Annotated in this window: 20 protein-coding genes and 2 pseudogenes; 16 read left to right on the top strand and 6 right to left on the bottom strand. The window is 64.8% G+C overall.

What is annotated here, in order from left to right; translation table 11 throughout:
• Positions 1–4 precede the first annotated feature (4 nt).
• From urtE to ureG, 11 genes are all read left to right on the top strand, one after another.
• Positions 5–697: an urea ABC transporter ATP-binding subunit UrtE gene (gene urtE / locus OKW37_RS07775; protein ID WP_429407179.1), complete on the top strand. Its 693-nt coding sequence runs from the start codon at positions 5–7 to the stop codon at positions 695–697.
• 73 nt (positions 698–770) lie between these two features.
• Positions 771–1,130, top strand: a complete 360-nt coding sequence (locus tag OKW37_RS07770; RefSeq protein ID WP_429407181.1) for a hypothetical protein — start codon at positions 771–773, stop codon at positions 1,128–1,130.
• A gap of 58 nt (positions 1,131–1,188) precedes the next feature.
• The gene (locus OKW37_RS07765; protein WP_184059700.1) at positions 1,189–1,386 is read left to right on the top strand and encodes a hypothetical protein; all 198 of its coding nucleotides are present in this window, start codon (positions 1,189–1,191) and stop codon (positions 1,384–1,386) included.
• A 71-nt stretch (positions 1,387–1,457) separates the two neighbouring features.
• A complete protein-coding gene (locus tag OKW37_RS07760; RefSeq protein WP_429407183.1) occupies positions 1,458–2,327 on the top strand; it encodes an urease accessory protein UreD in 870 nt (289 codons plus the stop codon).
• A gap of 214 nt (positions 2,328–2,541) precedes the next feature.
• The gene (locus tag OKW37_RS07755; RefSeq protein WP_429407185.1) at positions 2,542–3,354 is read left to right on the top strand and encodes a transporter substrate-binding domain-containing protein; all 813 of its coding nucleotides are present in this window, start codon (positions 2,542–2,544) and stop codon (positions 3,352–3,354) included.
• Positions 3,355–3,515: 161 nt separating this feature from the next.
• On the top strand, positions 3,516–3,818 hold the full coding sequence (gene ureA, locus OKW37_RS07750; protein WP_008923043.1) for an urease subunit gamma: 303 nt from the start codon (positions 3,516–3,518) through the stop codon (positions 3,816–3,818).
• Between the two features lie 25 nt (positions 3,819–3,843).
• A complete protein-coding gene (locus tag OKW37_RS07745; protein ID WP_018419648.1) occupies positions 3,844–4,149 on the top strand; it encodes an urease subunit beta in 306 nt (101 codons plus the stop codon).
• Positions 4,150–4,236: 87 nt separating this feature from the next.
• Positions 4,237–5,943 (top strand): urease subunit alpha, encoded by a 1,707-nt coding sequence (ureC, locus tag OKW37_RS07740; protein WP_429407187.1) that lies wholly within the window; start codon positions 4,237–4,239, stop codon positions 5,941–5,943.
• A gap of 2 nt (positions 5,944–5,945) precedes the next feature.
• Entirely contained in the window at positions 5,946–6,581 is a 636-nt protein-coding gene (gene ureE / locus OKW37_RS07735) for an urease accessory protein UreE (protein WP_429407189.1), read from the top strand.
• Positions 6,568–7,248, top strand: a complete 681-nt coding sequence (locus OKW37_RS07730; protein WP_184059806.1) for an urease accessory protein UreF — start codon at positions 6,568–6,570, stop codon at positions 7,246–7,248. The genes ureE and OKW37_RS07730 overlap by 14 nt, the downstream gene beginning before the upstream one ends.
• Positions 7,249–7,268: 20 nt before the next feature.
• A complete protein-coding gene (gene ureG, locus OKW37_RS07725; protein WP_429356728.1) occupies positions 7,269–7,931 on the top strand; it encodes an urease accessory protein UreG in 663 nt (220 codons plus the stop codon).
• Between the two features lie 231 nt (positions 7,932–8,162).
• On the opposite strand, the pseudogene waaA reads toward ureG, so the two are convergent.
• The 4 genes and pseudogenes from waaA to OKW37_RS07705 all read right to left on the bottom strand — a co-directional run bounded on the left by waaA (position 8,163) and on the right by OKW37_RS07705 (position 13,102).
• Positions 8,163–9,477 (bottom strand): annotated as a pseudogene (gene waaA / locus OKW37_RS07720) (lipid IV(A) 3-deoxy-D-manno-octulosonic acid transferase).
• 88 nt (positions 9,478–9,565) lie between these two features.
• Positions 9,566–10,450 carry a Kdo hydroxylase family protein gene (locus OKW37_RS07715; protein ID WP_184020906.1) on the bottom strand — a complete coding sequence of 295 codons (885 nt, stop codon included), beginning with the start codon at positions 10,448–10,450 and terminating at the stop codon, positions 9,566–9,568.
• Positions 10,451–10,530: 80 nt separating this feature from the next.
• A complete protein-coding gene (gene waaC / locus OKW37_RS07710) occupies positions 10,531–11,532 on the bottom strand; it encodes a lipopolysaccharide heptosyltransferase I (protein WP_184059725.1) in 1,002 nt (333 codons plus the stop codon).
• A gap of 175 nt (positions 11,533–11,707) precedes the next feature.
• Positions 11,708–13,102, bottom strand: a complete 1,395-nt coding sequence (locus tag OKW37_RS07705) for a phosphomannomutase/phosphoglucomutase (protein WP_429407194.1) — start codon at positions 13,100–13,102, stop codon at positions 11,708–11,710.
• A 342-nt stretch (positions 13,103–13,444) separates the two neighbouring features.
• Here OKW37_RS07705 and OKW37_RS07700 point away from each other — a divergent pair, with 342 nt between their 5' ends.
• The 4 genes from OKW37_RS07700 to galE all read left to right on the top strand — a co-directional run bounded on the left by OKW37_RS07700 (position 13,445) and on the right by galE (position 17,862).
• Positions 13,445–14,707, top strand: a complete 1,263-nt coding sequence (locus OKW37_RS07700; RefSeq protein ID WP_429407196.1) for an oligosaccharide flippase family protein — start codon at positions 13,445–13,447, stop codon at positions 14,705–14,707.
• Positions 14,704–15,534 carry a glycosyltransferase gene (locus tag OKW37_RS07695; RefSeq protein ID WP_429407198.1) on the top strand — a complete coding sequence of 277 codons (831 nt, stop codon included), beginning with the start codon at positions 14,704–14,706 and terminating at the stop codon, positions 15,532–15,534. Before OKW37_RS07700 ends, OKW37_RS07695 begins: the two co-directional genes overlap by 4 nt.
• Before the next feature lie 143 nt (positions 15,535–15,677).
• Complete coding sequence (locus tag OKW37_RS07690; protein WP_090803349.1) at positions 15,678–16,826, top strand: glycosyltransferase family 4 protein; 1,149 nt, start codon at positions 15,678–15,680, stop codon at positions 16,824–16,826.
• Positions 16,827–16,839: 13 nt separating this feature from the next.
• Complete coding sequence (gene galE / locus OKW37_RS07685; RefSeq protein WP_429407200.1) at positions 16,840–17,862, top strand: UDP-glucose 4-epimerase GalE; 1,023 nt, start codon at positions 16,840–16,842, stop codon at positions 17,860–17,862.
• A 108-nt stretch (positions 17,863–17,970) separates the two neighbouring features.
• Here the strand turns inward: galE and OKW37_RS07680 are convergent, their stop codons facing one another.
• Positions 17,971–19,524 carry a hypothetical protein gene (locus OKW37_RS07680; RefSeq protein WP_429407202.1) on the bottom strand — a complete coding sequence of 518 codons (1,554 nt, stop codon included), beginning with the start codon at positions 19,522–19,524 and terminating at the stop codon, positions 17,971–17,973.
• Between the two features lie 191 nt (positions 19,525–19,715).
• Positions 19,716–21,281: a methyl-accepting chemotaxis protein gene (locus OKW37_RS07675; protein WP_429407204.1), complete on the bottom strand. Its 1,566-nt coding sequence runs from the start codon at positions 21,279–21,281 to the stop codon at positions 19,716–19,718.
• A 248-nt stretch (positions 21,282–21,529) separates the two neighbouring features.
• Between OKW37_RS07675 and OKW37_RS07670 the strand changes: the two are divergent.
• Positions 21,530–22,631, top strand: a pseudogene (locus OKW37_RS07670) (MraY family glycosyltransferase).
• Positions 22,632–22,661 lie beyond the last annotated feature (30 nt).

Below are 22,661 nucleotides of genomic sequence, written 5' to 3'. Positions count from 1 at the left end.
AACAATGCTCGAAGTAGACCGACTGAACCAATACTACGGCGGCAGCCATATTCTGCGCGACGTGAAGCTCACGGTGCCCGACGGCAAGCTGACGGTGCTGCTCGGGCGCAACGGCGTCGGCAAGACCACGCTGCTGCGCTGCCTGATGGGCGTCGTGCCCGCGAAAAGCGGCGCGATCGCATGGCGCGGCGAACAGTTGATGAAACTGCCGACCCATGCCCGCGTCGCTCAGGGGCTCGCCTACGTGCCGCAGGGCCGCGATATCTTTCCGCGCCTCACCGTCGAGGAAAATCTGCTGGTGGGCGCCGCGAGCAGAAAGGCGCCGAAGAAAATCCCCGAGCGCATCTACGAGCTTTTCCCGGTACTGAAGGACATGCGCAACCGGCGCGGCGGCGATCTCTCCGGCGGTCAGCAGCAACAGCTCGCGATCGGCCGCGCGCTGATGAGCGAGCCGCAACTGCTGATCCTCGATGAGCCGACCGAGGGCATCCAGCCGTCGATCATTCAGGACATCGGCCGCACGCTGCGGCAGCTCGTCGAGGACATGGGCATGACGGTGCTGCTGGTCGAGCAGTACTACGACTTCGCCAAAGCGATCGCCGATCGTTACTGGGTGATGAGTCGCGGCGAAATCGTCGCGGGCGGCGACGGCGCGAACATGGATGCGGATGGGGTAAGGGGATTGATTGCCGTGTAAGCGAGCTCAAGTTATCCGCCGCGCAACCGTTACACAGGCTAGGCAACCGCAACGGTTCGACGAGGTGGACACCATGGACGACAACAAGCAGGCCAGACGCGAGTTTTACAGAAACCCAGCCTCCTATTGCAGGGTGATGAACGTCGTGTCGGCGGTCACTTTTGGTCTATTCGAAGTAGACAGCGGCGGTACGGTCGGCATGCTGTCGGTGCGCTGGGAGAAGCTCGGCAACGAACTCGCGCCGCAGCTGCACGCGTATTACGACAGCTGGCACGTGCTCGCGTCGTTCCCCGACGTTCTCGCGAGAATGGCCGGGACGACCGGGCCGTCGTGTTCGCCGGAAGCTTTCTGTCAGCTATTGCTCGACTGCGGATTCATCAATCGCGCGGAACGGGGCGTAGACGATCACGCCGAGCCGACACTCGTACGCTAGACGCCGCCGCGATACGGCCTGGGTCGGCGACACAATATCGATATAGAGGGAGAAAAGCATGTCCGTGACGGTTCACGTCGAATATCAGTATTGCCAACATGGCAAGAAAGCAATCCAGACAGGCAGCGACTCGTTGACCGTCCAGGAAAACACCCCCCGCGCGATCCTTGCGTTGCTGCGACTGTTGCATCCGCAGTGGGAGGGCATCAAGGTGCTGTCGGTGACCGAAGCCTCGCCCGAGAGTACCGCGTCGTAGCCGCTGCCGCGGCTTGCGCGCTTCGACACGCGTGCTATCCTCGTCGCACGCCGATTCCCCCATCCATCCGCATGTCGCTTCACGAAAACCACGCCACGCTCGCCGCCGCGCACCCGCCGTGGCGCGCGCGACTCGAACTCGGCTTCGTCGGCGGCGACGCTCGCACGACGCTCGCGCACCGGCTGCACGACGGACCGCTGCGCGTGCAACGGCCGCTCTATCCGGAAGGCCCGTCGATCTGTCACGCGGTGATCGTGCATCCGCCCGGCGGCGTCGCGGGTGGCGATCAGCTCGACATCGACATCACGCTCGCCGCGCAAACGCATGCGGTGCTGACGACGCCGGGCGCAACCAAGTGGTACAAGTCGAACGGCCGCGCGGCGCGGCAGCGCATCGCGCTGCGTGTCGGTGAGCACGCGAAGCTCGACTGGCTGCCGCAGAACAACATCGTGTTCGATCACGCGAACGCGCACCTCGATTTTTCGCTGACGCTCGGCGCCGGCGCGAGCGCAATCGGCTGGGACGCGACCCAGCTCGGACGCCAGGCGGCCGGCGAACGCTGGTCGGCGGGTAGCTTGCGCGCGGTGTCGCGCATCGTCGGCGCGAATGGCGAGCTGCTGTGGTTCGAACGCGCGAGCCTCACCGCCGACGATCCGCTGCGCGACGCGCCGCAGGGGCTCGCCGGCTTTCCGGCCTACGGCACGCTGTGGGCCGTAGGCGCCGCTTGCGACGACGCGCTCGCCGAATCGCTGAGCGCGCAACTGCCGTTCGACGACACGTTGCGAGCAGCCGCCTCGTGCGTGACGAACGGCGTGCTGCTCGTGCGCGCGGTGTCGCGCTCGATGGAAACGCTGCAGCACGCGCTCACGCGCTGTTGGCTGCAATTGCGGCCGGTCGTGCATGGTGTCGCGGCGGTGCCGTTGCGGATCTGGTCGACCTGACAGCGCGGCTTCCCGCTTTCGTCTTCATCACGCTCTTTGCGCACCAAGGCGGCGCACGCGCACGCCCCAACCATGTGCGCGAACCGGCGTAGCACGCCGCCCCGCCACGCCGCATAGGGGTGGCACACAGCTTGCGTGCACTCGCCACTTCGCGGCCGGCCACGCTGAAGCCAGCGACGACCCGACACCCACGACACCACCACTGCTCACGCCCATGACCCGCACTCTCTCCCGCTCCGCGCGCCGCGCCTTCCTAGCCGCATTGCTCGCCTTGCCCATCGTCGCCGATCTCGCGTTTCATGCGGGCCCCGCGCACGCCGACACGCTCGACAACATCGCCAAGGCCGGCGTGCTGAAGGTCGCCGTGCCCGAGGACTATCCGCCGTTCGGCTCGGTCGGCCCCGACATGAAGCCGCAGGGCTATGACATCGACACGGCCGCGCTGCTCGCCAAAGCGATGAACGTGAAGCTCGAACTCGTGCCGGTCAACAGCGCGAACCGCATTCCGTATCTGCAAACGGGCAAGGTCGACCTCGTGATCTCGTCGCTCGGCAAAACGCCCGAGCGCGAGAAGGTGATCGACTTTTCGAGCGCGTACGCGCCGTACTACCAGGGCGTGTTCGGTCCCGCCGACATCAAGGTGAGCGGTCCCGCCGATCTCACCGGCAAGACCGTCGGCGCGACGCGCGGCGCGCTCGAGGAAATCGGTCTCACGCAGATGGCGCCGAACGCGACGATCAAGCGCTTCGAGGACAACAACGCGACGATCGCCGCGTTCCTGTCCGGCCAGGTGCAGTTGATCGCGGCCGGCAACATCGTCGCGGCCGCGATCCTCGCGAAGAATCCGCCGCGCCGTCCGGAGCCGAAGTTCGTGATCAAGAACTCGCCGTGCTTCGTCGGCATGAACAAGAACGAGCCGCGCCTGCAACAGAAGGTCGATGCCGCGATCGCCCAGGCCAAACACGACGGCACGCTCGGTGCGATGTCGAAAAAGTGGTTCGGCGCACCGCTGCCCGCCGATCTGTAATTTTGCAGACGCGGTGGCATGCGCGGTCGCAAACGTAGTTGTAAGCGCGCCGTTAGCCGGACTTGATACCGTGACCGGATGATCGCGCGACGCCAGGCCCCCGTCACCGCGACGCGACCACGACGCCGCCACGACACATCAAACGCCGAGACCCACACCCGATGAAGCTGACACCTCGCGAGAAGGACAAGCTGCTGATCTTCACCGCCGCGCTGCTCGCCGAACGGCGCCGCGCGCGCGGCCTCAAGCTGAACTATCCGGAGGCGGTCGCCTTCATCACCGCCGCGCTGATGGAAGCCGCGCGCGACGGCAAGAGCGTCGCCGAGGTGATGCACTATGGCACCACGCTGCTCACGCGCGCCGACGTGATGGAGGGCGTGCCCGAGATGATCCCCGACATCCAGGTCGAAGCGACGTTTCCCGACGGCACCAAGCTCGTCACCGTCCATCACCCGATTCCCTGAACTCCTCTTCGTCAAGGCAGGCCCCATGATTCCCGGCGAACTCCTCATCGACGACGGCGAGCACGAACTGAACGCGGGCCGCGCGACGGTCACGGTGGTCGTGTCGAATACCGGCGACCGTCCCGTGCAGATCGGCTCGCATTATCATTTCTACGAGGTGAACGACGCGCTGTCGTTCGATCGCGAAGCGGCGCGCGGCTTTCGCCTGAATATCGCGGCGGGCACCGCGGTGCGCTTCGAGCCCGGTCAGGAGCGCACGGTCGAACTCGTCGCGCTGGCCGGCGAGCGCATCGTCTACGGCTTCAACGGCAAGGTGATGGGCAAGCTGTGATGCGCTGCCCGCGCCCTGGCGTTTCGACCGCCCTGCTCCGCCTTGCCTTGCCTGTCGCTCGCTTGTAGCTCATTCCGGACCCACACCATGACACTACGCATTGGCCGCCGCGCATACGCGGAGATGTTCGGCCCTACCACCGGCGACCGCGTGCGCCTCGCCGACACCGAACTGCTGATCGAGATCGAGCGCGACTTCACGACCTACGGCGAAGAGGTCAAGTTCGGCGGCGGCAAGGTGATTCGCGACGGCATGGGCCAGTCGCAGCGCGTGCATGCCGAGGTCGTCGATACCGTCGTGACGAACGCGGTGATCCTCGATCACTGGGGCATCGTGAAGGCCGACATCGGCATCAAGGACGGCCGCATCGCGGCGATCGGCAAGGCCGGCAATCCCGACATCCAGCCGAACGTGACGATCGCGATTGGCGCGGCCACCGAAGTGATCGCGGGCGAAGGGCTGATCGTGACCGCGGGCGGCATCGATACGCACATCCACTTCATCAGCCCGCAGCAGATCGAGGAAGCGCTCGCGAGCGGCGTGACGACGATGCTCGGCGGCGGCACCGGCCCCGCGACCGGCACCAATGCGACCACCTGCACGCCGGGGCCGTGGCATCTCGAACGCATGCTGCAAGCGGCCGACGGCTATCCGATGAACCTCGGCTTTCTCGGCAAGGGCAACGTGAGCCAGCCGACACCGCTGACCGAACAGATCGCCGCGGGCGCGATCGGTTTGAAGCTGCACGAAGACTGGGGCACGACGCCCGCGGCGATCGACAACTGCCTTGGCGTCGCCGACGATACCGACACGCAGGTCGCGATCCACACCGATACGCTAAACGAAGCGGGCTTCGTCGAAGCGACCGTCGCCGCGTTCAAGGGCCGCACGATCCACACGTATCACACCGAAGGCGCGGGCGGCGGCCACGCCCCGGACATCATCAAGGTGTGCGGCGAAGCGAACGTGCTGCCGTCGTCGACGAATCCGACGCGGCCCTACACGGTCAACACGCTCGACGAGCATCTCGACATGCTGATGGTGTGCCATCACCTCGATCCGTCGATTGCCGAAGACATCGCGTTCGCCGAATCGCGGATTCGCCGCGAGACGATCGCCGCCGAGGACATCCTGCACGATCTCGGCGCGCTGTCGATGCTTTCTTCGGACTCGCAGGCGATGGGCCGCGTCGGCGAAGTGATCATCCGCACGTGGCAGACCGCGCACAAGATGAAGGTGCAACGCGGCGCGCTGCCCGAGGACAACGCGCGCCACGACAATTTCCGCGCGAAACGCTATGTCGCGAAGTACACGATCAATCCGGCGATCACGCACGGCATCGCGCATGAAGTCGGTTCGATCGAACCGGGCAAGTGGGCCGACCTCGTGTTCTGGGAGCCGGCGTTCTTTGGCATCAAGCCGTCGCTGATCCTGAAGGGCGGCATGATCGCGATGGCGCAGATGGGCGATCCGAATGCATCGATTCCGACGCCGCAGCCCGTGCACTATCGCGAGATGTTCGCGACGCGCGGCGGAGCGCTGGGCCGTACGTCGCTGACCTTCGTGTCGCAACTCGCCGCCGATGCGAATGTGGCCGAACGCTATGGTTTGCACAAGCGCATCGTCGCGGTGAAGAACTGCCGCAACGTGACGAAGGCCGACATGATTCACAACGCGTGGCGCCCGAACATCAGCGTCGATCCGGAAACCTATCAGGTGATCGCCGACGGCCAGTTGCTGACCTGCGATCCGGCCTCCGTGCTGCCGATGGCGCAACGCTATTTCCTGTTCTGATCATGCGTACACTGAACAAACTTCTCGCGCCGCATCTGAAGATCGCGCCGGTACTCGTCAAGCGCGCGCCGACCTTGACGCTCGCGTTCGATGAACGTCGCAAGAGCCGTCTCGCCGCGACGCTCGATGACGGCGAGGAAGTCGCATTGCTGTTGCCGCGCGGCACCGTGCTGCGCGATGGCGACGTGCTCGTCGCCGATGATGGCGGGCTCGTGCGTGTCGTTGCGGCTGATGAAGCCGTGCTTGTCGTACGCGCATCGGACGCGTTGACGTTGACGCGCGCCGCCTATCACCTCGGCAATCGTCATACGCCGGTCGAAGTGGGCGCCGATTATCTGAAGCTCGAATACGATCCGGTGCTCGCCGACATGCTCAAGCGCATCGGCGCGACGGTCGAGCAGGTGTCGCTGCCGTTTCAGCCTGAAGCCGGGGCGTATGGCGGTGGACATAAGCATGGGCACGACGAGACGTTCGCCGAGGACTATGCGATCGCGCAGCAGGTGTTTGGTGAGCATCATGGGCATGAGCATGCTCATGCCCATGAGGGCTCTTCGCACTCGCACGATCACGACCATGACCACGTGCACGACGAATCGTGCGGACATGGACACCACCCGCATCGTCATGCGCATCGCTGAATTCACCGCGCTGCTGCATCTCGCGTCGCCAGCACTGCCGATCGGCGCGTTCAGCTATTCGCAGGGTCTCGAAGCGGCGATTGAAGTGCAGCTCATCACCGATGCCGACTCCGCGCGCACGTGGATTGAACGCGGCCTGACCGACGTGCTCGCGCGCGGCGAGTTGCCGTTCCTCGCGCAGCAGATCGAACGCTGGCGCACGCACGACGCCGTGGAACTCGCCGACGCCAACGCCGAATTCCTCGCGAGTCGCGAGTCCGCCGAACTGCGCCGCGAAACGGAGCAGATGGGCTGGTCGCTGCGACAGCTGTGCGTGTCGCTCGAATGGGGCGATGTGGCAAGACGCGCGACGCTCGCGTCGCTGACGCCACTCGCGCAGCCGAGCGCGTTCGCATTCGCCGCTCACGCGCACAATGCTCCGGTCGATGCCGCGCTCGCCGCCTATGCGTTCAGCTGGGTCGAGAACCAGGCCGCCGCCGCGTTGAAGGCGGTGCCGCTCGGCCAACTCGCGGGGCAACGCATCATCGTCGCGCTGCGTGAGCCGATCGAGGCGGCCGTCGCGCGCGCGCTCGCGACCTCGCGTGACGACCTCAACACGTTCGCGCCGCAGCTCGGCATTCTGTCGGCGCGCCACGAGTCGCAGTATTCGCGGCTCTTCCGCTCGTAGCACGATTCCCACGATCCATCATGAACGCATCTCATCATTCCGCTTTCCATACCGCGAGCCAGATCCGCACGAAGAAGCTGCCGCCGCTGCGCGTGGGCGTCGGCGGCCCGGTCGGCTCGGGCAAGACCACGCTGCTCGAAATGCTGTGCAAGGCGATGCGCGACCAGTACGACCTCGTCGCGATCACGAACGACATCTATACGAAAGAGGATCAGCGTCTGCTGACCGTCGCGGGCGCGCTGCCGGCCGAGCGCATCATGGGCGTCGAGACGGGTGGCTGCCCGCACACCGCGATCCGCGAGGACGCATCGATCAACCTCGAAGCGGTCGACCGCATGCTCACGCGTTTTCCGGACGCGGACATCGTGTTCATCGAATCGGGCGGCGACAACCTCGCGGCGACCTTCAGCCCGGAGCTGTCGGACCTGACGATCTACGTGATCGACGTCGCCGGCGGCGAGAAGATTCCGCGCAAGGGCGGACCTGGGATCACGAAGTCGGATCTGCTCGTGATCAACAAGACGGATCTCGCGCCGCTGGTTGGCGCGAACCTCGATGTGATGGCATCCGATGCGAAGAAGATGCGCGGCGAGCGACCGTTTGTGATGTGTAATCTGAAGGCGCTCGAGGGCCTTGATGATGTGGTGAAGTTTATTGAAAAGAAGGGATTGTTGAAGGTGTAAGCAAGTGACGCTTCACTCGCCAGGATGGCATTCGCGCAGGACACACCTCCGCAGGAAGAGGAAGCGGTCGACGCCGTAGCGCCGACACAAGCCCCATAAGCGACGAGTCTGTCGCGAAGCAGCAATAACACTCGGACGGTTCGTATCACATAAGCAAGCGTTAGCCACAAAGTGCGTGGCGCTTGCGGCTTGAATAATTCGCTCGGCGCGGTCGTCACCGGCGTTCCGGGACTACTCCGGCAACAACGCCGCCAACACATCCACCGTCCTCGCCGTCGCCCCGCGATGCCTCGCCGCAAACGCGGCAGCCGCGCCGCCCATCGCGAGCCGCCGCGACTTGTCGCCGAACAGCTCGCGCAGCGCGCGCGCCAGATCGGCCGGGTCCTGCACCCGCACGGCGGCGCCGGCCGCGACCGCATCGGCGGTGGCTTGCGTGAAGTTGAAAACGTGCGGCCCGATCAGCACCGGCACGCCGACCGCGCACGCTTCGATCAGGTTCTGTCCGCCAAGCGGCAACAGACTGCCGCCGATAAACGCAAGATCCGACGCCGCGTAGTAAGCGCCCAACTCGCCCATCGAATCGCCGAGAAGCACGTTCACGTCGCGAGGCAACGGCGCCACGCCATCGTCGGCGGTGCGCGCCGCCGACGCGACCTTCGCATCGGGCGCCCAACTCGATCGCCGTTCGAGCCGCAACCCCGCTTTCTCGACGAGCGCCGCGACTTCATTGAAGCGCTGCGGATGACGCGGCACCAGAATCAGCAGCGCATCGTCGATGCCGAGCGCCGCGAACGCCTCGAGCACGAGCGCTTCTTCGCCCTCGCGCGTGCTCGCCGCGACCCACACGGGCCGCGTGCCGATCGCCGCGCGCCACGCGTGGCCGCGTGCCGCGAGTTCGGGCGGCGTGCTCATGTCGAACTTCAGATTGCCGAGCACCGCGACATTGCGCGCGCCGAGCGAGGTCAACCGCTCGGCATCGGACGGACTCTGCGCGAGCACGCGCGCGAAGCCGCCGAACACGTCCTTCGTCGCACCGCCGAATTTCGCCGCGCGCTTGAACGAACGTGCCGACATCCGCGCGTTGGTCAGCACGAGCGGCACGTCGGCGCGACGGCACTCGTCGATCAGGGTCGGCCACACCTCGGTTTCCATCACGAGACCGAGCGACGGCCGCCACCCGCGCAAGAAGCGCCGTACCGCATGCGGCATGTCGTACGGTAGATAACTGCGCAACACGCGGTCGCCGGAAAATCTCGATGCCGGTCGCGCGGCCGCTCGGCGTCATGTGCGTAAGCAGAATGCGCGCGTCGGGGCGCGCCTTCATCAGCGCATCGATCAGCGGCTGCGCGGCGCGCGTCTCGCCGACCGACACCGCATGCACCCAGATCAACGGCGCGCTGTCCTCCAACAAGCGCCCGCGCGAATAACCGAAGCGCTCGCCGATATGCTGGCGATAACCGCGCTCCTTACGCGAACGGATCAACAGACGCAGCACCGCAAGCGGCGCGATGAGCCACCAGAGCGCGCGATAGATCGCCCTTAGCATCGGCGCCCCGCGTGATTCGGAAAGCGCAGCGCGCTCACGCGCGCGATGCGGGCCGGCATCTGCCCGGCCCTCGAATCGACCGCCGCGCTCAAACCAGCGCCCTGCCCTTCAGGCGCTCGAGAATGCCGAGCGGCGCGCATTCCGGCTGCGCCATCGCCTTCACTGGCAGGAAGAAAGTCTGCTCCAGCATGAACTGGCCGGACATCACCGCATGCGAGGTCTGGTCGGAGAAGCACACCCACACGCTGCCCGGTGGAAACGGCATGGTCTGTTGCGGGCTCGTCTTCTGATAGTCGAGGTCGGCCTTCATGCCGTCGTGCAGACTGAGCATCAGATGATCGTATTCGCTGCGCAGCGATTTGGTCACGTGCAGCAGATTCAGCAGCCACGCGGAGCCGGGCATCTGCGGCTTGATACGCGGCAGGAAGCGCTGCGCCATATCCTCGAACGGCTCGCCGACGCGCCATACGCGCGGCACGCCATGGGGATTGACGTTGGTGAACACGCGCAGGATGCGCTCGCCGTAATTCGGCCGCGACGGAAACGCGTCGACGTGCAGACGGCTATCGTCCTTGCGCCACGAGGTTTCGCGAGTCTCGACCTGATGCAGCCGCAGGCTCGTCGGCGCGACCCGCAGCTTGCCGCTGTACTCGGGAAAGAGCCCGTCGACGAGCGTGCGCGCATTCGCCTGATAACGCGCGATCAACGCGCGCACCGCCGACTGCGTGACCGCATCGCCGGCCACGCCATGCAGCGCGCCGCCGTTCGGTTCGAGGCTGATGTTCTTGCGGTTCGGATCGGCGAGCGCCGGGTCGAGCAGCGCCTGCTCGCCGCCGTCGATCGCGAAGCGCAGGTTCGGGAAGTACAGCACCTTGCCGCGCTCGACGCCGGCGAGCAGCGTCTCTCGAGGCACGGACAGGTTGCAGCCGTGCCAGTCGGCGTTCGCTACTTCGATGATCTGGGTTTCGTTCATGGTCGCCCTTTGGAACGGAGGGTGCGCAAGGCGAAGCGCACCGACAGGATGCAGCAGGTGCTGATGCCGGCCGGCCCGGGTCACAACAGCCCGAAGCCGGCAAGCACCGACTTCACCTGCTGCAGCGTAGGCGGCTGCCCCGCCGCGCCGAGATTGACGACGTTCGGCGACCAGTAGCCGCCGGTGCGCCACGCGGTCGAGAAATTGTACAACTCGACCGTGGGCCGCTTCAGCGCCGCCGCGATATGGACCAGACCTGTGTCAACCCCGACCGTCGCGGCCGCGCCATCGATCAGCCCCACCACCGCCGGCAGCGACAGCTTCGGTGGCACGATCGCGGCCGCGCCGAACTCCTTCGCGAGCCGCTCGCTGGTCGCGCGCTCGGCGTCGCTGCCCCACGGCAGCACGATCGACGCGCCGCGCCGCACCAGCGCCTGCCCGAGTTCGATCCACGCGGCATCGGGCCACTGCTTGTCGGCGCGCGAAGTCGCGTGCACGAACACCACGTACGGCACCGGCAGATTCAGATTCGCCTGCGACAGCGCGAGCGCGGCACGGCCCGTGTCGAGACCGAAGTCGATGTCGTCGGTGGGTTGCGGCGGCGGATCGTTCAGCGCCGCGGCCACCAGTTGACGCGTGCGTTCGACCACGTGCGTGCGCGGCGCGATCGGCACGCGCCGCCCGTAGAAAAAGCGCACCGGCCATTCGTAGCCGGCGCCTTCGGTACGGTTGCCGAGGCCGACGAGCGGTCCGCGCGCCATGTTCGCGAGCCACGCGGTCTTGATGAGGCCCTGGCAGTCGATCACCAGATCGTAGTGCTCGGCGGCGAGCGCGCGGCGAAACGCGCCGATCTCACGCCAGTTGTCGACGGACAGGATGCGCTTGCGCCAGCGCCGCAGCGACACCGGAATCGCGCGCCGCACACCGCTCACGAGTTCCACGAGCCCGACGAAGCTTTCCTCGACGAGCCAGTCGATCTGCGCGTCGGGATGGCGGCGCCGGATGTCGGCGATCACGGGCATGTTGTGAACGACGTCGCCCAGCGACGACACCCTCACGATCAGTATCTTTTGCGCGCTCAAGAGTGAGAAAACCGGCTATCCGGCTCGAAGATGCGTTGAAAGGACCGCAATTCTAGCGCGCCGTCCATGAAAGACATGAAAAACGCGGCGCGGTAAGGCAACCCGCGCCGCGTTCGGTAGGGGCGACGCTTCGAGCCGTCTTGACGAACTTCGAAGCGCAGCGCCGCATCAGCCGTCAGAACGGCAGTTTCGCATCGGCCTTCTCCGCGAGAATCACGCGGCGGAAGTCGTCCTGGATGCGTTTAAGCGCCGCGTCGTTGTCGGCCTCGAAACGCATCACCACGACCGGCGTCGTGTTCGACGAACGCGCGAGGCCGAAGCCGTCCGGATACTCGACGCGCAGACCGTCGATCTTCACGACGTTGTCCGCACCGGTGAACTTCGCGTTCTGCTGCATACGCGCGATCAGCTCGAAGTTCTCCCCTTCCTCGAGTTTCAGCTGCAGCTCGGGCGTGGAGTGCGAGTTCGGCAGCGAGTTCAGCAGCTTGCTCGGGTCGGCGACACGCGTGAGGATCTCGAGCAGACGCGCTCCCGTGTACAGGCCGTCGTCGAAACCATACCAGCGGTCCTTGAAGAACACGTGGCCGCTCATTTCGCCAGCCAGCGGCGCGCCGGTTTCCCGCAGCTTCGCCTTCACGAGCGAGTGGCCGGTCTTCCACATCAGCGGCTCGCCGCCCTTGTCCTTGACCCACTTCGCGAGATTGCGCGTGCACTTCACGTCGTAAATGATCTGCGCGCCCTTGTTGCGTGACAGCACTTCTTCGGCGAACAGCATCAGTTGACGGTCCGGGTAGATGATCTGGCCGTCTTTGGTGACGACGCCGAGGCGGTCGCCGTCGCCGTCGAACGCGAAGCCGATTTCCGCATCCGTTTCCTTCAGCGCGCGAATCACGTCTTCGAGGTTCTCCGGGTGCGCCGGGTCCGGGTGGTGATTCGGGAAGTTGCCGTCGACTTCAGTGAACAGTTCGACGAGTTCGCAGCCGAGCTTCCCGAACAGCTTCGGCGCGAGCTCGCCGGCCACGCCGTTGCCGGTATCGACGACGATCTTGATCGGACGCGCGAGCTTCACGTCGCTCGCGATGCGCTCGAGATACGCGTCGGCGATGTCGTACTCGGCGTAGCTGCCGCTGCCGTCGGCGAAGTTCTCGTCGACGATGCGCTGATGCAGCGCGAGAATCTGCTCGCCGTAAATGGCCGCGCCGCGCAGCACCATCTTGAAGCCGTTGTAGTCCGGCGGATTATGGCTACCCGTCACGACGATGCACGAGTCGACGCGCCGCTCGCCGCCCGCCAGTTTCAACGGTACGCTCGCCGCGAAGTAGCCGACCGGCGTGGGCACCATGCCCACGTTCACGACATCGACGCCGGCCGCACGCAGGCCGTCGGACAGCGCCCCGATCAGCTCGGGGCCCGACAGGCGTCCGTCGCGCGCGACCACGACCGCGTCGCCGCCCTGCGCGCGCACTTCGCTGCCGAATGCGCGACCGATGGAACGCGCGGCGTCGGCGTCGAGCGTCTTGCCAATGACGCCACGAATGTCATACGCCTTGAAAATGGATTTGGAGATCATGTTGGCTCACTTGCGTGCAATGGAAAATTTTGACCTGCGCACCGACCTCGACCGGTAACAATCGCCGGTTAAAACGCGGTAAAAATTCGCGTTAAAAACCACGGTAATACTCACGTTAAAAACACCTGTTACCGCGCCTCGATGCGCCCTTGCCGGAAGCGGTCCGGTTCCAACTTATAATTGCGTTTTTCTGACCAGCCTGAATACCGCCATTCTAATGCTTAGACGCCCTCCATTTGTAAAGTTGCCGTGGCTGCCGGCCGGGCGGGCGAATGCGCATAGCGCCGCATGCATGGCCGTGCGAGGCGGCTTGACCGACGCGCAGCGGCGAGCGGCCAACGGATGCTGACGGTCAAGCGCTTCGCCAATCCCGACGTCACCCGAGCGTTTACGAACATCGTCTGGCTGGGTCTCGAGCGGCTCACGCAGATCGGCGTCGCAATCGTGATCAGCGGCATGCTCGCGCGTTACTTCGGGCCCGAAACGTTCGGCAAATGGCAGTACGCGAATACGCTGCTGCTGGTACTGTCGCCGATCACCTGGGTCTGCGGCGCGGAAATCCTCGTACCGACCATCGTCAACCGGCCGCCCGAACAACTCGGCACCGTCCTCGGCAGCGCGTTCGCGTTGCGCATCTCCGTCTCGGCCGTTGCGCTGCTGCTCACGTGGCTCGGCATTGCGCTGCACTTCTTCGAACCGCTCGTCGGTGCGATGCTCGCCGGCCTCGCGGTGACGATGCTGTTTCGCGAGCCGTTCGTCGGCGTGATCAACGCGTGGCTGCAAAGCATGACCTACAGCAAGCCGCAATTGCTGACCAGCATGAGCACCGCGGTGATCAAGGCGGCTCTCGTCTATCTGCTGGTGCGCGCGACGGCCGCGCCCGCGCGTTTCGGCTGGCTGTGGGCGCTCGAATCGGCGGCGATCGGCGCGGTGCTGTTGCTCTACTTCATGCGCCGGCATGGCGGCAAGCTGGGCTGGCATGTCGAACGTTCGCTCTTCAGGCACTTCGCGAGCGCGGGCACCGTGTTCTGGCTCGGGCTCATCTGTATGTATCTGTTTCTGAAACTGGACCGGCTGATGCTCGAGCGCGCGATTTCGTTCGCCGACCTCGGTCGCTACTCGGCCGCCCAGCAGTTGAATGAAAACTGGATCACGCTCGCGCTGATGCTCGCGCAAACCATTGCGCCCGCCTTCGTCTACCGCGTGCAAGGCATCGCGCAGCTGCGCCGCAACATGTGGCGGCTCACCGCGCTGACCGCCGTGCTGATGGTGTGCGGCGCGTTCGTGCTCGATCTGCTCGCGGGCTTCATCATCCGCCGTGTGTTCGGGCCGGACTTCGAAGGCGCGATCGAAATCTTCCGCTGGGCCGTGTGGCTGTCGGTGCCCGCCGGCGTCGAGGCGATCGGCAATCTGGTCGTGCTCAAATATCAGGCCAAGTTCGTGTTGCTCGCCAAGTGGCTGCTCGCGCTCGCCGTCGCGTTCGCGGTCAATCTGCTGGCGATCCCGCGGCTCGGCGCGTATGGCGCGCTCGTCGGCCTCGCGGCCGGCTATCTGGCGGCCGCCTCGGTCAATCTTTATTACATCCGTTTCAAATTGCGCCCATGACGAATTCATCCGCCACCGCGCAAACCACGCTCGACGACGTCGCGGTGCTGATACCCGCCTATAACGGTCAGGCGGACGTCGATTCTACGCTCGCGTCGTTCGAAGAAAGTGCGCTGGTGCACGTACTGATCGTCGATGACGGCAGCACGCCGCCGATCGTCGCGCCCACGCTGCCGAACCTGAAGATCGAAGTGCTGCGCATGGCGCAGAACGGCGGCATCGAGCGTGCGCTGCGAACCGGCATCGACGCGCTCGCGCAGCGCGGCTTTCGCTATGCGGCGCGCATCGACGCGGGCGATCGCGCGGTGCCGCAGCGGCTCGCAAAGCAGCGCGCGTTCATGCAAGCGCATCCGAACGTGGCGGGCCTCGGCATGTGGACCCAGGTCGTCACGCGCGCGGGCGAGCCGCTTTTCATGCTGACGCCGCCGGCCGAGCCGAACGTGGTCCGGCGCCAGCGCTTTTTCCGCTCGTGCCTCGCGCATCCGTCGATGATGCTGCGTATCGATGCCGTCCGCACAGTCGGCAACTACCGCGCCGCGTATCGTTCGGCGGAGGACCTCGATCTGTTCGTACGTCTGATGGAACGCTATGACTGCGCGAATCTGCCTGAACTCGGCCTTTTCTATGAGCTGAACGAAGGCGGCATCAGCGCGACGAAACGGCGCCGGCAGATCGGTTCGACGCTGCGTTTGCAGTTGCGCTACTTCAACGTGGCCAATCCTTACGACTGGTTGGGCCTCGCGAAGAATCTGTTGCATCTGATGCTGCCTTATCGCACGTTGCAGCGGGTCAAGCGCGCGCTGCTCACGCCGCGCGCAAACCGTTGAGTCGCGCCGCGTGTGAGCGCTGTCGTTGTCGTTGTCGTTGTCGCTGTCGCTGTCGCTTCATTCGCTGAGGTTTGCGCCGCATCGTAGGGCGCTGTCTTCGTATCAATGGTCCACACTTCATTCAACGCCCGGCATTTCTTCGCATGAAGCCCTCTTTCAAGTCGACGCCCGCGCTACGCATTACACTCGTTTGCAACACGGCCTGGGCAATCTATACCTATCGGCAAGGGCTGATCCGCACGCTGATCGGGCGCGGCGTCGACGTGACGGTGCTCGCGCCGCGCGACCGCACCTTCGAGTTGCTCGCCGCGATGGGCTGCCGTTGCATCGAGCTGCCGATGGCGTCGAAAGGCACGAGTCCGGGCGAAGATCTGCGCACGCTCGTCGCGCTGTATCGGCAGTACAGGACCATCCGTCCGCATGTCGTGTTTCACTACACGATCAAGCCGAACATCTACGGCTCGATCGCGGCGAAGCTGGCTGGCGTGCAGTCGGTGGCGGTCACCACCGGGCTCGGCTACGTGTTCATCCAGCACAGCCGCGCCGCGCAGATCGCCAAAAGGCTGTATCGTTTCGCGTTCCGCTTTCCGCGTGAAGTGTGGTTCCTGAATCGCGACGATCAGGCCGCGTTCATCGACGGCAAGCTGCTCGTGCATCCGGAGCGCGCGCGGCTGTTGCACGGCGAGGGCGTCGATCTCGAACAGTTCGCGTTCACGCCGCTGCGCGAGCGCGCGGAGTTTCGCTTCGTGCTGATCGGGCGGCTGCTCTGGGACAAAGGCGTCGGCGAATACGTCGAGGCCGCGCGGCAATTGCGCGCGCGCTACCGCCACGCGCGCTTTCAACTGCTCGGGCCGGTCGGCGTCGACAATCCGAGCGCGATCACGCGCGAGGAAGTCGCCGCGTGGGAACAGGAAGGCGTGATCGAATATCTGGGCGAGGCGCACGACGTGCGGCCGTTCATCGCCGATGCCGATTGCGTGGTGCTGCCGTCGTATCGCGAAGGCGTGCCGCGCACGCTGATGGAAGCGTCGGCGATGGGCCGGCCGATCGTCGCGACCGACGTGCCCGGCTGCCGCGAGGTGGTGGCCGACGGCGTCAACGGCTTGTTGTGCGAAGCGCGCAATGCGCAGAGCCTTGCCGCGAGTCTCGCACGCATGCTCGACATGAGCGGCGCGGAGCGGCGCGCGATGGCGGAACGCGGCCGGCAGAAAGTCGCGACCGAATTCGACGAACGCATGGTCGTCGAAACCTATAAAGACCTGGTGCAAAAAATCACGGGTGTTTTACTTTAATGGGAGCAACAGCATGACCATGAAGGGCACGATTCTGGTAACGGGCGGCGCGGGTTTCATCGGCTCGCACACCTGCGTCGAACTGCTGAACGGCGGCTACGACGTCGTGGTGATCGACAACCTCGTGAACAGCAAGCGCGAAGCGGTGCGGCGCGTCGAGAAAATCACCGGCCGTGCGGTGAGCTTCTACGACGACGACGCGCGCGACGCAGCCGCGCTGCAGCGGATTTTCGATGCGCATCCGATCACCGGCGCGATCCATTTCGCGGCGCTGAAAGCGGTCGGCGAGTCGGTCGCGAAGCCGATCGAGTACTACGCGAACAACGTCGGCAGCCTGCTGACGCTACTCGGCGTGATGCGCGATCGCAACGTCAAGCAGTTCGTGTTCAGTTCGTCGGCAACGGTGTACGGCGTGCCGAAGAGCTCGCCTATCGACGAATCGTTCCCGCTGTCGGCGACCAATCCGTATGGTCAATCGAAGCTGATCGCCGAGCAGATCCTGCGCGATCTCGAAGTGTCGGACCCATCGTGGCGCATCGCGACGCTGCGCTACTTCAATCCGGTCGGCGCGCATGAAAGTGGCCTGATCGGCGAAGATCCGGCCGGCATTCCGAACAACCTGATGCCGTACGTCGCACAGGTCGCGGTCGGCAAGCTCGACAAGCTGCGCGTGTTCGGCGGCGACTACGAGACGCCCGACGGCACCGGCGTGCGTGACTACATCCACGTGGTCGATCTCGCGCGCGGGCATCTCGCCGCGCTCGATGCGCTCGTCGAGCGCGATGCGAGCTTCGTCGTCAATCTCGGCACGGGCCAGGGCTATAGCGTGCTCGACGTGGTGCGCTCGTTCGAGAAGGCCTCGGGGCGGCCGGTGCCGTACGAGATCGTCGCGCGCCGCCCGGGCGACGTCGCGCAGTGTTTCGCGGACCCGAGCGCGGCCGAGAAAATCATCGGCTGGCGCGCGCAGTTCGGCATCGAGCGCATGTGCGCGGACCACTGGCGCTGGCAGTCGACGAATCCGCAGGGGTTTGCCTGACGTACGTGACGCGATCGCCGTCGCGCCGGCCCGATCGATGAGTCGGGCGGGCGCCCGGCCCGCGTCACCGCCCTATCGCGCACGCGCCACCAGCGCGTGCGCTCTTTCTTACTCCGCGGATTCGCGCGGATAAAAATACAGGCCGGAAACGTTCACCGCGCCGGTCAAGCCTTCCTTCGGCACCGCCGACACCAGAAAACGCCGGTGGGGGCCTCGCATTTCGTCGGGCGTGCAGCGCGCCGACCGAGTGAACACGAGCTGCCAGTTTTGCGCGATGCAAAACGGTACGCTGCCCTGGCGTTTGCCATACGCTTCGATGCCCACCAGAATAGGCCACAGCCGTTCCCAATCCGCGGATCCATCGAGGTCGAGAACAGTCACGCCGCCCCCCGCTTCGAGAGTGCGGATAGCTGCGTAAGCAGCGGGAATTCGAGGATCGTTGTACTGGGAAACGTTTTCAGGCGGCTGATGAATCCGGATCGCAGTGAAAGCCGCCACGGCCACACAAACGATCACGGCAATGGGCGCGGTCGCAACCGTCACATTGTCGAGGAAACGCTTCGCCAGCAACGTGAGCGCCAGAGCAGGAACGACGTAGTAGAAGATCCCGACATAGGTCAGTGAAAGATCGTCGACTCCGAAAACGGCATAAAAGACAAAGGCGGCTGTCGCGCTGGCCAGCGCCAACGACAATGCCCGCTCAGGTGCGACGCGGCTTTCATTGTCGCGCGCGGGATCGTTCGTCACGAGAACAGCACAAGCCGCCGCGCCCAGCAGAATACCGAACAGTCCGTTACTCCAGAAAAGACCGGCAAAGCGCGCGGCGTCCACTAAACGATTGGCTTGGTGGGCACGGCCAAAAGCGGCATATTCAGCGAGCGGCCCGGGAAAATGAAGGATCGTCTGGATCGCGAGAGGAATCAGGAAAATCACTACGATCGCCGACGCAACAGCGATCGTTCGAAAATTGCTCGCGAGGTAATGCCGGCTCAACACCCGGGTCCCATTGGAACCCGATCTGAACGAAATCCAGGTATTGGCTATCAGCGCGCACGCCAGCATGATGCCCGTCATACCAAGAAAAGAAGCATGACCGTTCAGAAGAAATCCAAGGCTCACGGCAAGCAGCAGAAGCCCGTCTGCGCGTCCCATGATCAATGCGCCGACGGACACCGTGAACGCCGCAAAAGCAAAGTAATAGAGATGTGGGAACCAGGGACCGGCAAAGGCCTGGTAGTTGATGTAAGCGGTGACACCGACGAATAAGGCCGTGGTGAGGACGGCTGCCGCAGTGGCTCCCCTCGTCGCCGGCTGCATCCTGATCAAAAGCGTCCCGATTGCCGCGATCCAGAAACCGGAAAGCAGCGCAACCGCATGGATCTGACCGGAAAACGGCGACGCGACCGAGCGCGTCAGGTCGAAAAATACGATCTCGCCCGCGGCAAGCGCGTAAAGAAACGCGGGGCCGGGATGATTGAACCCGACGCGCGAGTAATGTCCGACGAGCAGCTTCAGATGCTTCGCGTCGACGATCAGCAACGAGTTCGCCGCAAAGTCTCCGACCTCGTGCAGTTGCGCGGACGGAAAGGTCTGACCGAACACGATAATGAACAGCCCGACACAGAGCGCCGAAAGAAGAAATGCTGCCAACCCTTTGAGCATCGAACACCTGTTTTCGAGTTATCCAACGCTTGGCCATGATCGGGTGCGGTTCCCCGATCAACCACTTCCACTTGATGAAGAACATGGAAGAAACCGGCAGCACCAGCGGAGGTCGAGATGGAAAACAGGATTCTAAGGTAGCTGTCGGCGCGCTATGTCATCGACAGCCAGACGTTTTTCCGGGCTGGACTCTAAGCCGCCGCGCCCGACTCCTCAAGCCGAAACACGGCAATGGCCTCCTTCAGAACGATGGCCTGCTCTTCCAGCGACTTCGCCGCGGCCGCCGCCTGCTCGACGAGCGCCGCGTTGTGCTGCGTGACCTCGTCGATCTGCGACACCGCCTTGTTGACCTGCTCGATGCCGTCGCTCTGTTCGAGCGCCGACGCCTCAATCTCGCTCATCACGCCGGTCACGCGCTCGACGGCCTTCAGCGCTTCCTGAATCGTCTTCTGCGCATCCGACACCAGCGAGGCACCCTGCTCGACCTTCGCCGCCGACTCGCCGATCAGCTCCTTGATCTCCTTGGCCGCCGCGCCCGAGCGCTGCGCGAGACTGCGCACTTCCGAGGCGACCACCGCGAAGCCGCGTCCCTGCTCGCCCGCGCGCGCCGCTTCGACGGCCGCGTTCAACGCGAGAATATTGGTCTGGAACGCAATCCCCTCGATCATGCCGATGATCTCCGTGACCTTGCGCGACGACTCGCTGATGCCGTCCATCGTCTCGGTCACGCGCGACACCACCTTGCCGCCGCGCGTGACCGTATCGAGCGCGCCGTGCGCGAGGCGGTTCGCCTGCCTGGCGTTGTCGGCGTTCTGTTTCACGGTCGCCGACAGCTGCTCCATGCTCGCCGCGGTCTGCTGCAGCGCGGCCGCCTGCTGCTCGGTGCGCGCCGACAGATCGGCATTGCCCGACGCGATTTCGTTCGCGCCCTGCGCGATCGCGCTCGTGCTGCCGCGCACCTTGCCGACCGTTTCGACGAGGCCGTCGCGCATCCGCGTCAGCGCGCCGAGCAGTTGGCCCATCTCGTTGCGCGATTTCACCTTGATCGCGACGCTCAGGTCGCCGGCCGCGATGCGCTCGAAGTGCTTGACCGTCGCGTTGACCGGCTTGATCAGCGCCGACGACAACGCGACCCGAGCGCCCACCGCGATCACGAGCGCGATCACCGCGATCGCGCCGAACAGCACTGTCGCGAGCTGGAAGCGTCGCGCGCCGGTCGCGGCCTGCTGATGCTGATTGTCCATCTGCGCTTTTTCGAGCGCGTCGATCGCTTTCGAGTAGGACGCGTACAGGCTGTTCGCCGTGTCGCCCTGGATGTTGCGGAAGGTGTTGAAGTCGAAGTCGATCAATGCCTTGAATTCCGGTTCGATCGCCTTGTCGACGAGCGCCGCGCGCGCGTCGCCGACGCTCTGCGCGAGCTTGCGCTCTGCGTCGCTCGCGAACGGGCCGGCCATGTAGTTGCGGAAGTCGTGGTTCGATTCGAGCAGCACCTTGTGCGCGGCCGGCAGCAGATCGTCGGTCTGCTTGCCGACGCTGAACAAGGTCTGATAGGTGCCCAATGCGAGCTGCACCTGCAGAAGCTTCTCGGAACTCGCCTTCAGATGCGACAGCGCGACCGCACTGCGCTGCGTGTCGTCGAGGCTGTCGTTGGCGAGCTTCAGCGCGCCGTAGCCGACAGCGATCACCGTCAGAAGGAAGGCGACGAATACGCTGATCACGAGCGTCAGTCCGCCACGAATTGTGATGTTATTAAGCATTGGGTCTCCGGAACGCCTTTGTTGCGCGCGACTTACACTTCGTCGCATCCAGGTTTACGGTTGCGGCGCGCGCGCGCCGCATAGGGGGAATCCATGAGGAGCGAGCGCTCACGGGCCTGTGCGGGCCACTTCGGTCTCGCTATCTGGGATTTTTTGCCGGCCTGGATGAAAGCTTCGCGCCCGTGCCGCGCGCCGGCCGCCGCACGTTTCGTTTGTATAATTCCGCGTCTTCGCTCAGGCCCACTTTCATGCTTAGTTTTGCGCTCGGCTTTCTCGTCTCTCTGCTGATCACGCTGTTGATCGTGCGCTATGCGCATCTGCATGAAAAGTTCTCGACCGACACCGATCTGGCCGGCGTCCAGAAATTCCACGTGCGGCCGGTGCCGCGCATCGGCGGGGACTGGGATTCTGGTCGGGCTGATCGTCTCCGCGGTGCAATTGCATCGCGCGTATCCAGCCGTATCGGGCAGCATTCTCGGGTTGATCGCGTGCGGCATGCCGGCGTTCGGCTCGGGGCTCGTCGAGGATCTGACCAAGCGCGTGTCGCCGCTCGCACGCCTGATCTGCACGATGGCGGCCGCCGCGCTCGCCTGGTTCTTTCTCGACATCGCGGTCACGCGCATCAGCGTGCCGCCGCTCGACTTTCTGCTGTCATATGCGGCGATCTCGTTCGTGGTCACGGTGCTCGCGGTCGCGGCGCTCGCCAACGCGATCAATATCATCGACGGCTTCAACGGCCTCGCGTCGATGGTCGCGTTCATGATGTTCGCGTCGCTCGCGTATGTGGCGTTCCAGGTGCACGACCCGGTCGTGCTGTCCGCGTCGTTCATGATGATGGGCGCGGTGCTCGGCTTCTTCATCTGGAACTTCCCGGCCGGGCTGATTTTTCTCGGCGACGGCGGTGCTTACTTCATCGGCTTCATGCTCGCCGAGCTGTCGATCCTGCTCGTGATGCGCAATCGCGACGTATCCGCGTGGTATCCAATGCTGCTCTTCATGTACCCGATCTTCGAGACCTGCTTCTCGATCTACCGCAAGAAGTTCATTCGCGGCATGTCGCCGGGCATTCCGGATGGCGTGCATCTGCATATGCTGGTCTACAAGCGGCTGATGCGCTGGGCGGTCGGCGCGCGCACCGCGCGCGAGCTGACTCGCCGCAACTCGCTGACGTCGCCGTATCTGTGGCTGCTGTGCCTGATTGCGGTCGTGCCGGCGACGCTGTTCTGGCGGCACACGCTGCATCTGTTCTGCTTCGTTGTCGTGTTCGCCGCGACGTATGTGTGGCTTTACGTGAGCATCGTGCGGTTCAAGTCGCCGCGGTGGATGGTGGTGAGGAAGGGGAAGCGGTGAGCAGAAACGACAAAGGCTGAAATCGGCTCA

The organism is Paraburkholderia sp. MM5482-R2 (genome assembly GCF_050436125.1).
In the GTDB taxonomy this organism is placed as follows: Bacteria; Pseudomonadota; Gammaproteobacteria; order Burkholderiales; family Burkholderiaceae; genus Paraburkholderia; species Paraburkholderia tuberum.
The sequence above is the reverse complement of the archived record's forward strand: the minus strand, read 5'-3'. Positions and strand labels throughout refer to the sequence as shown.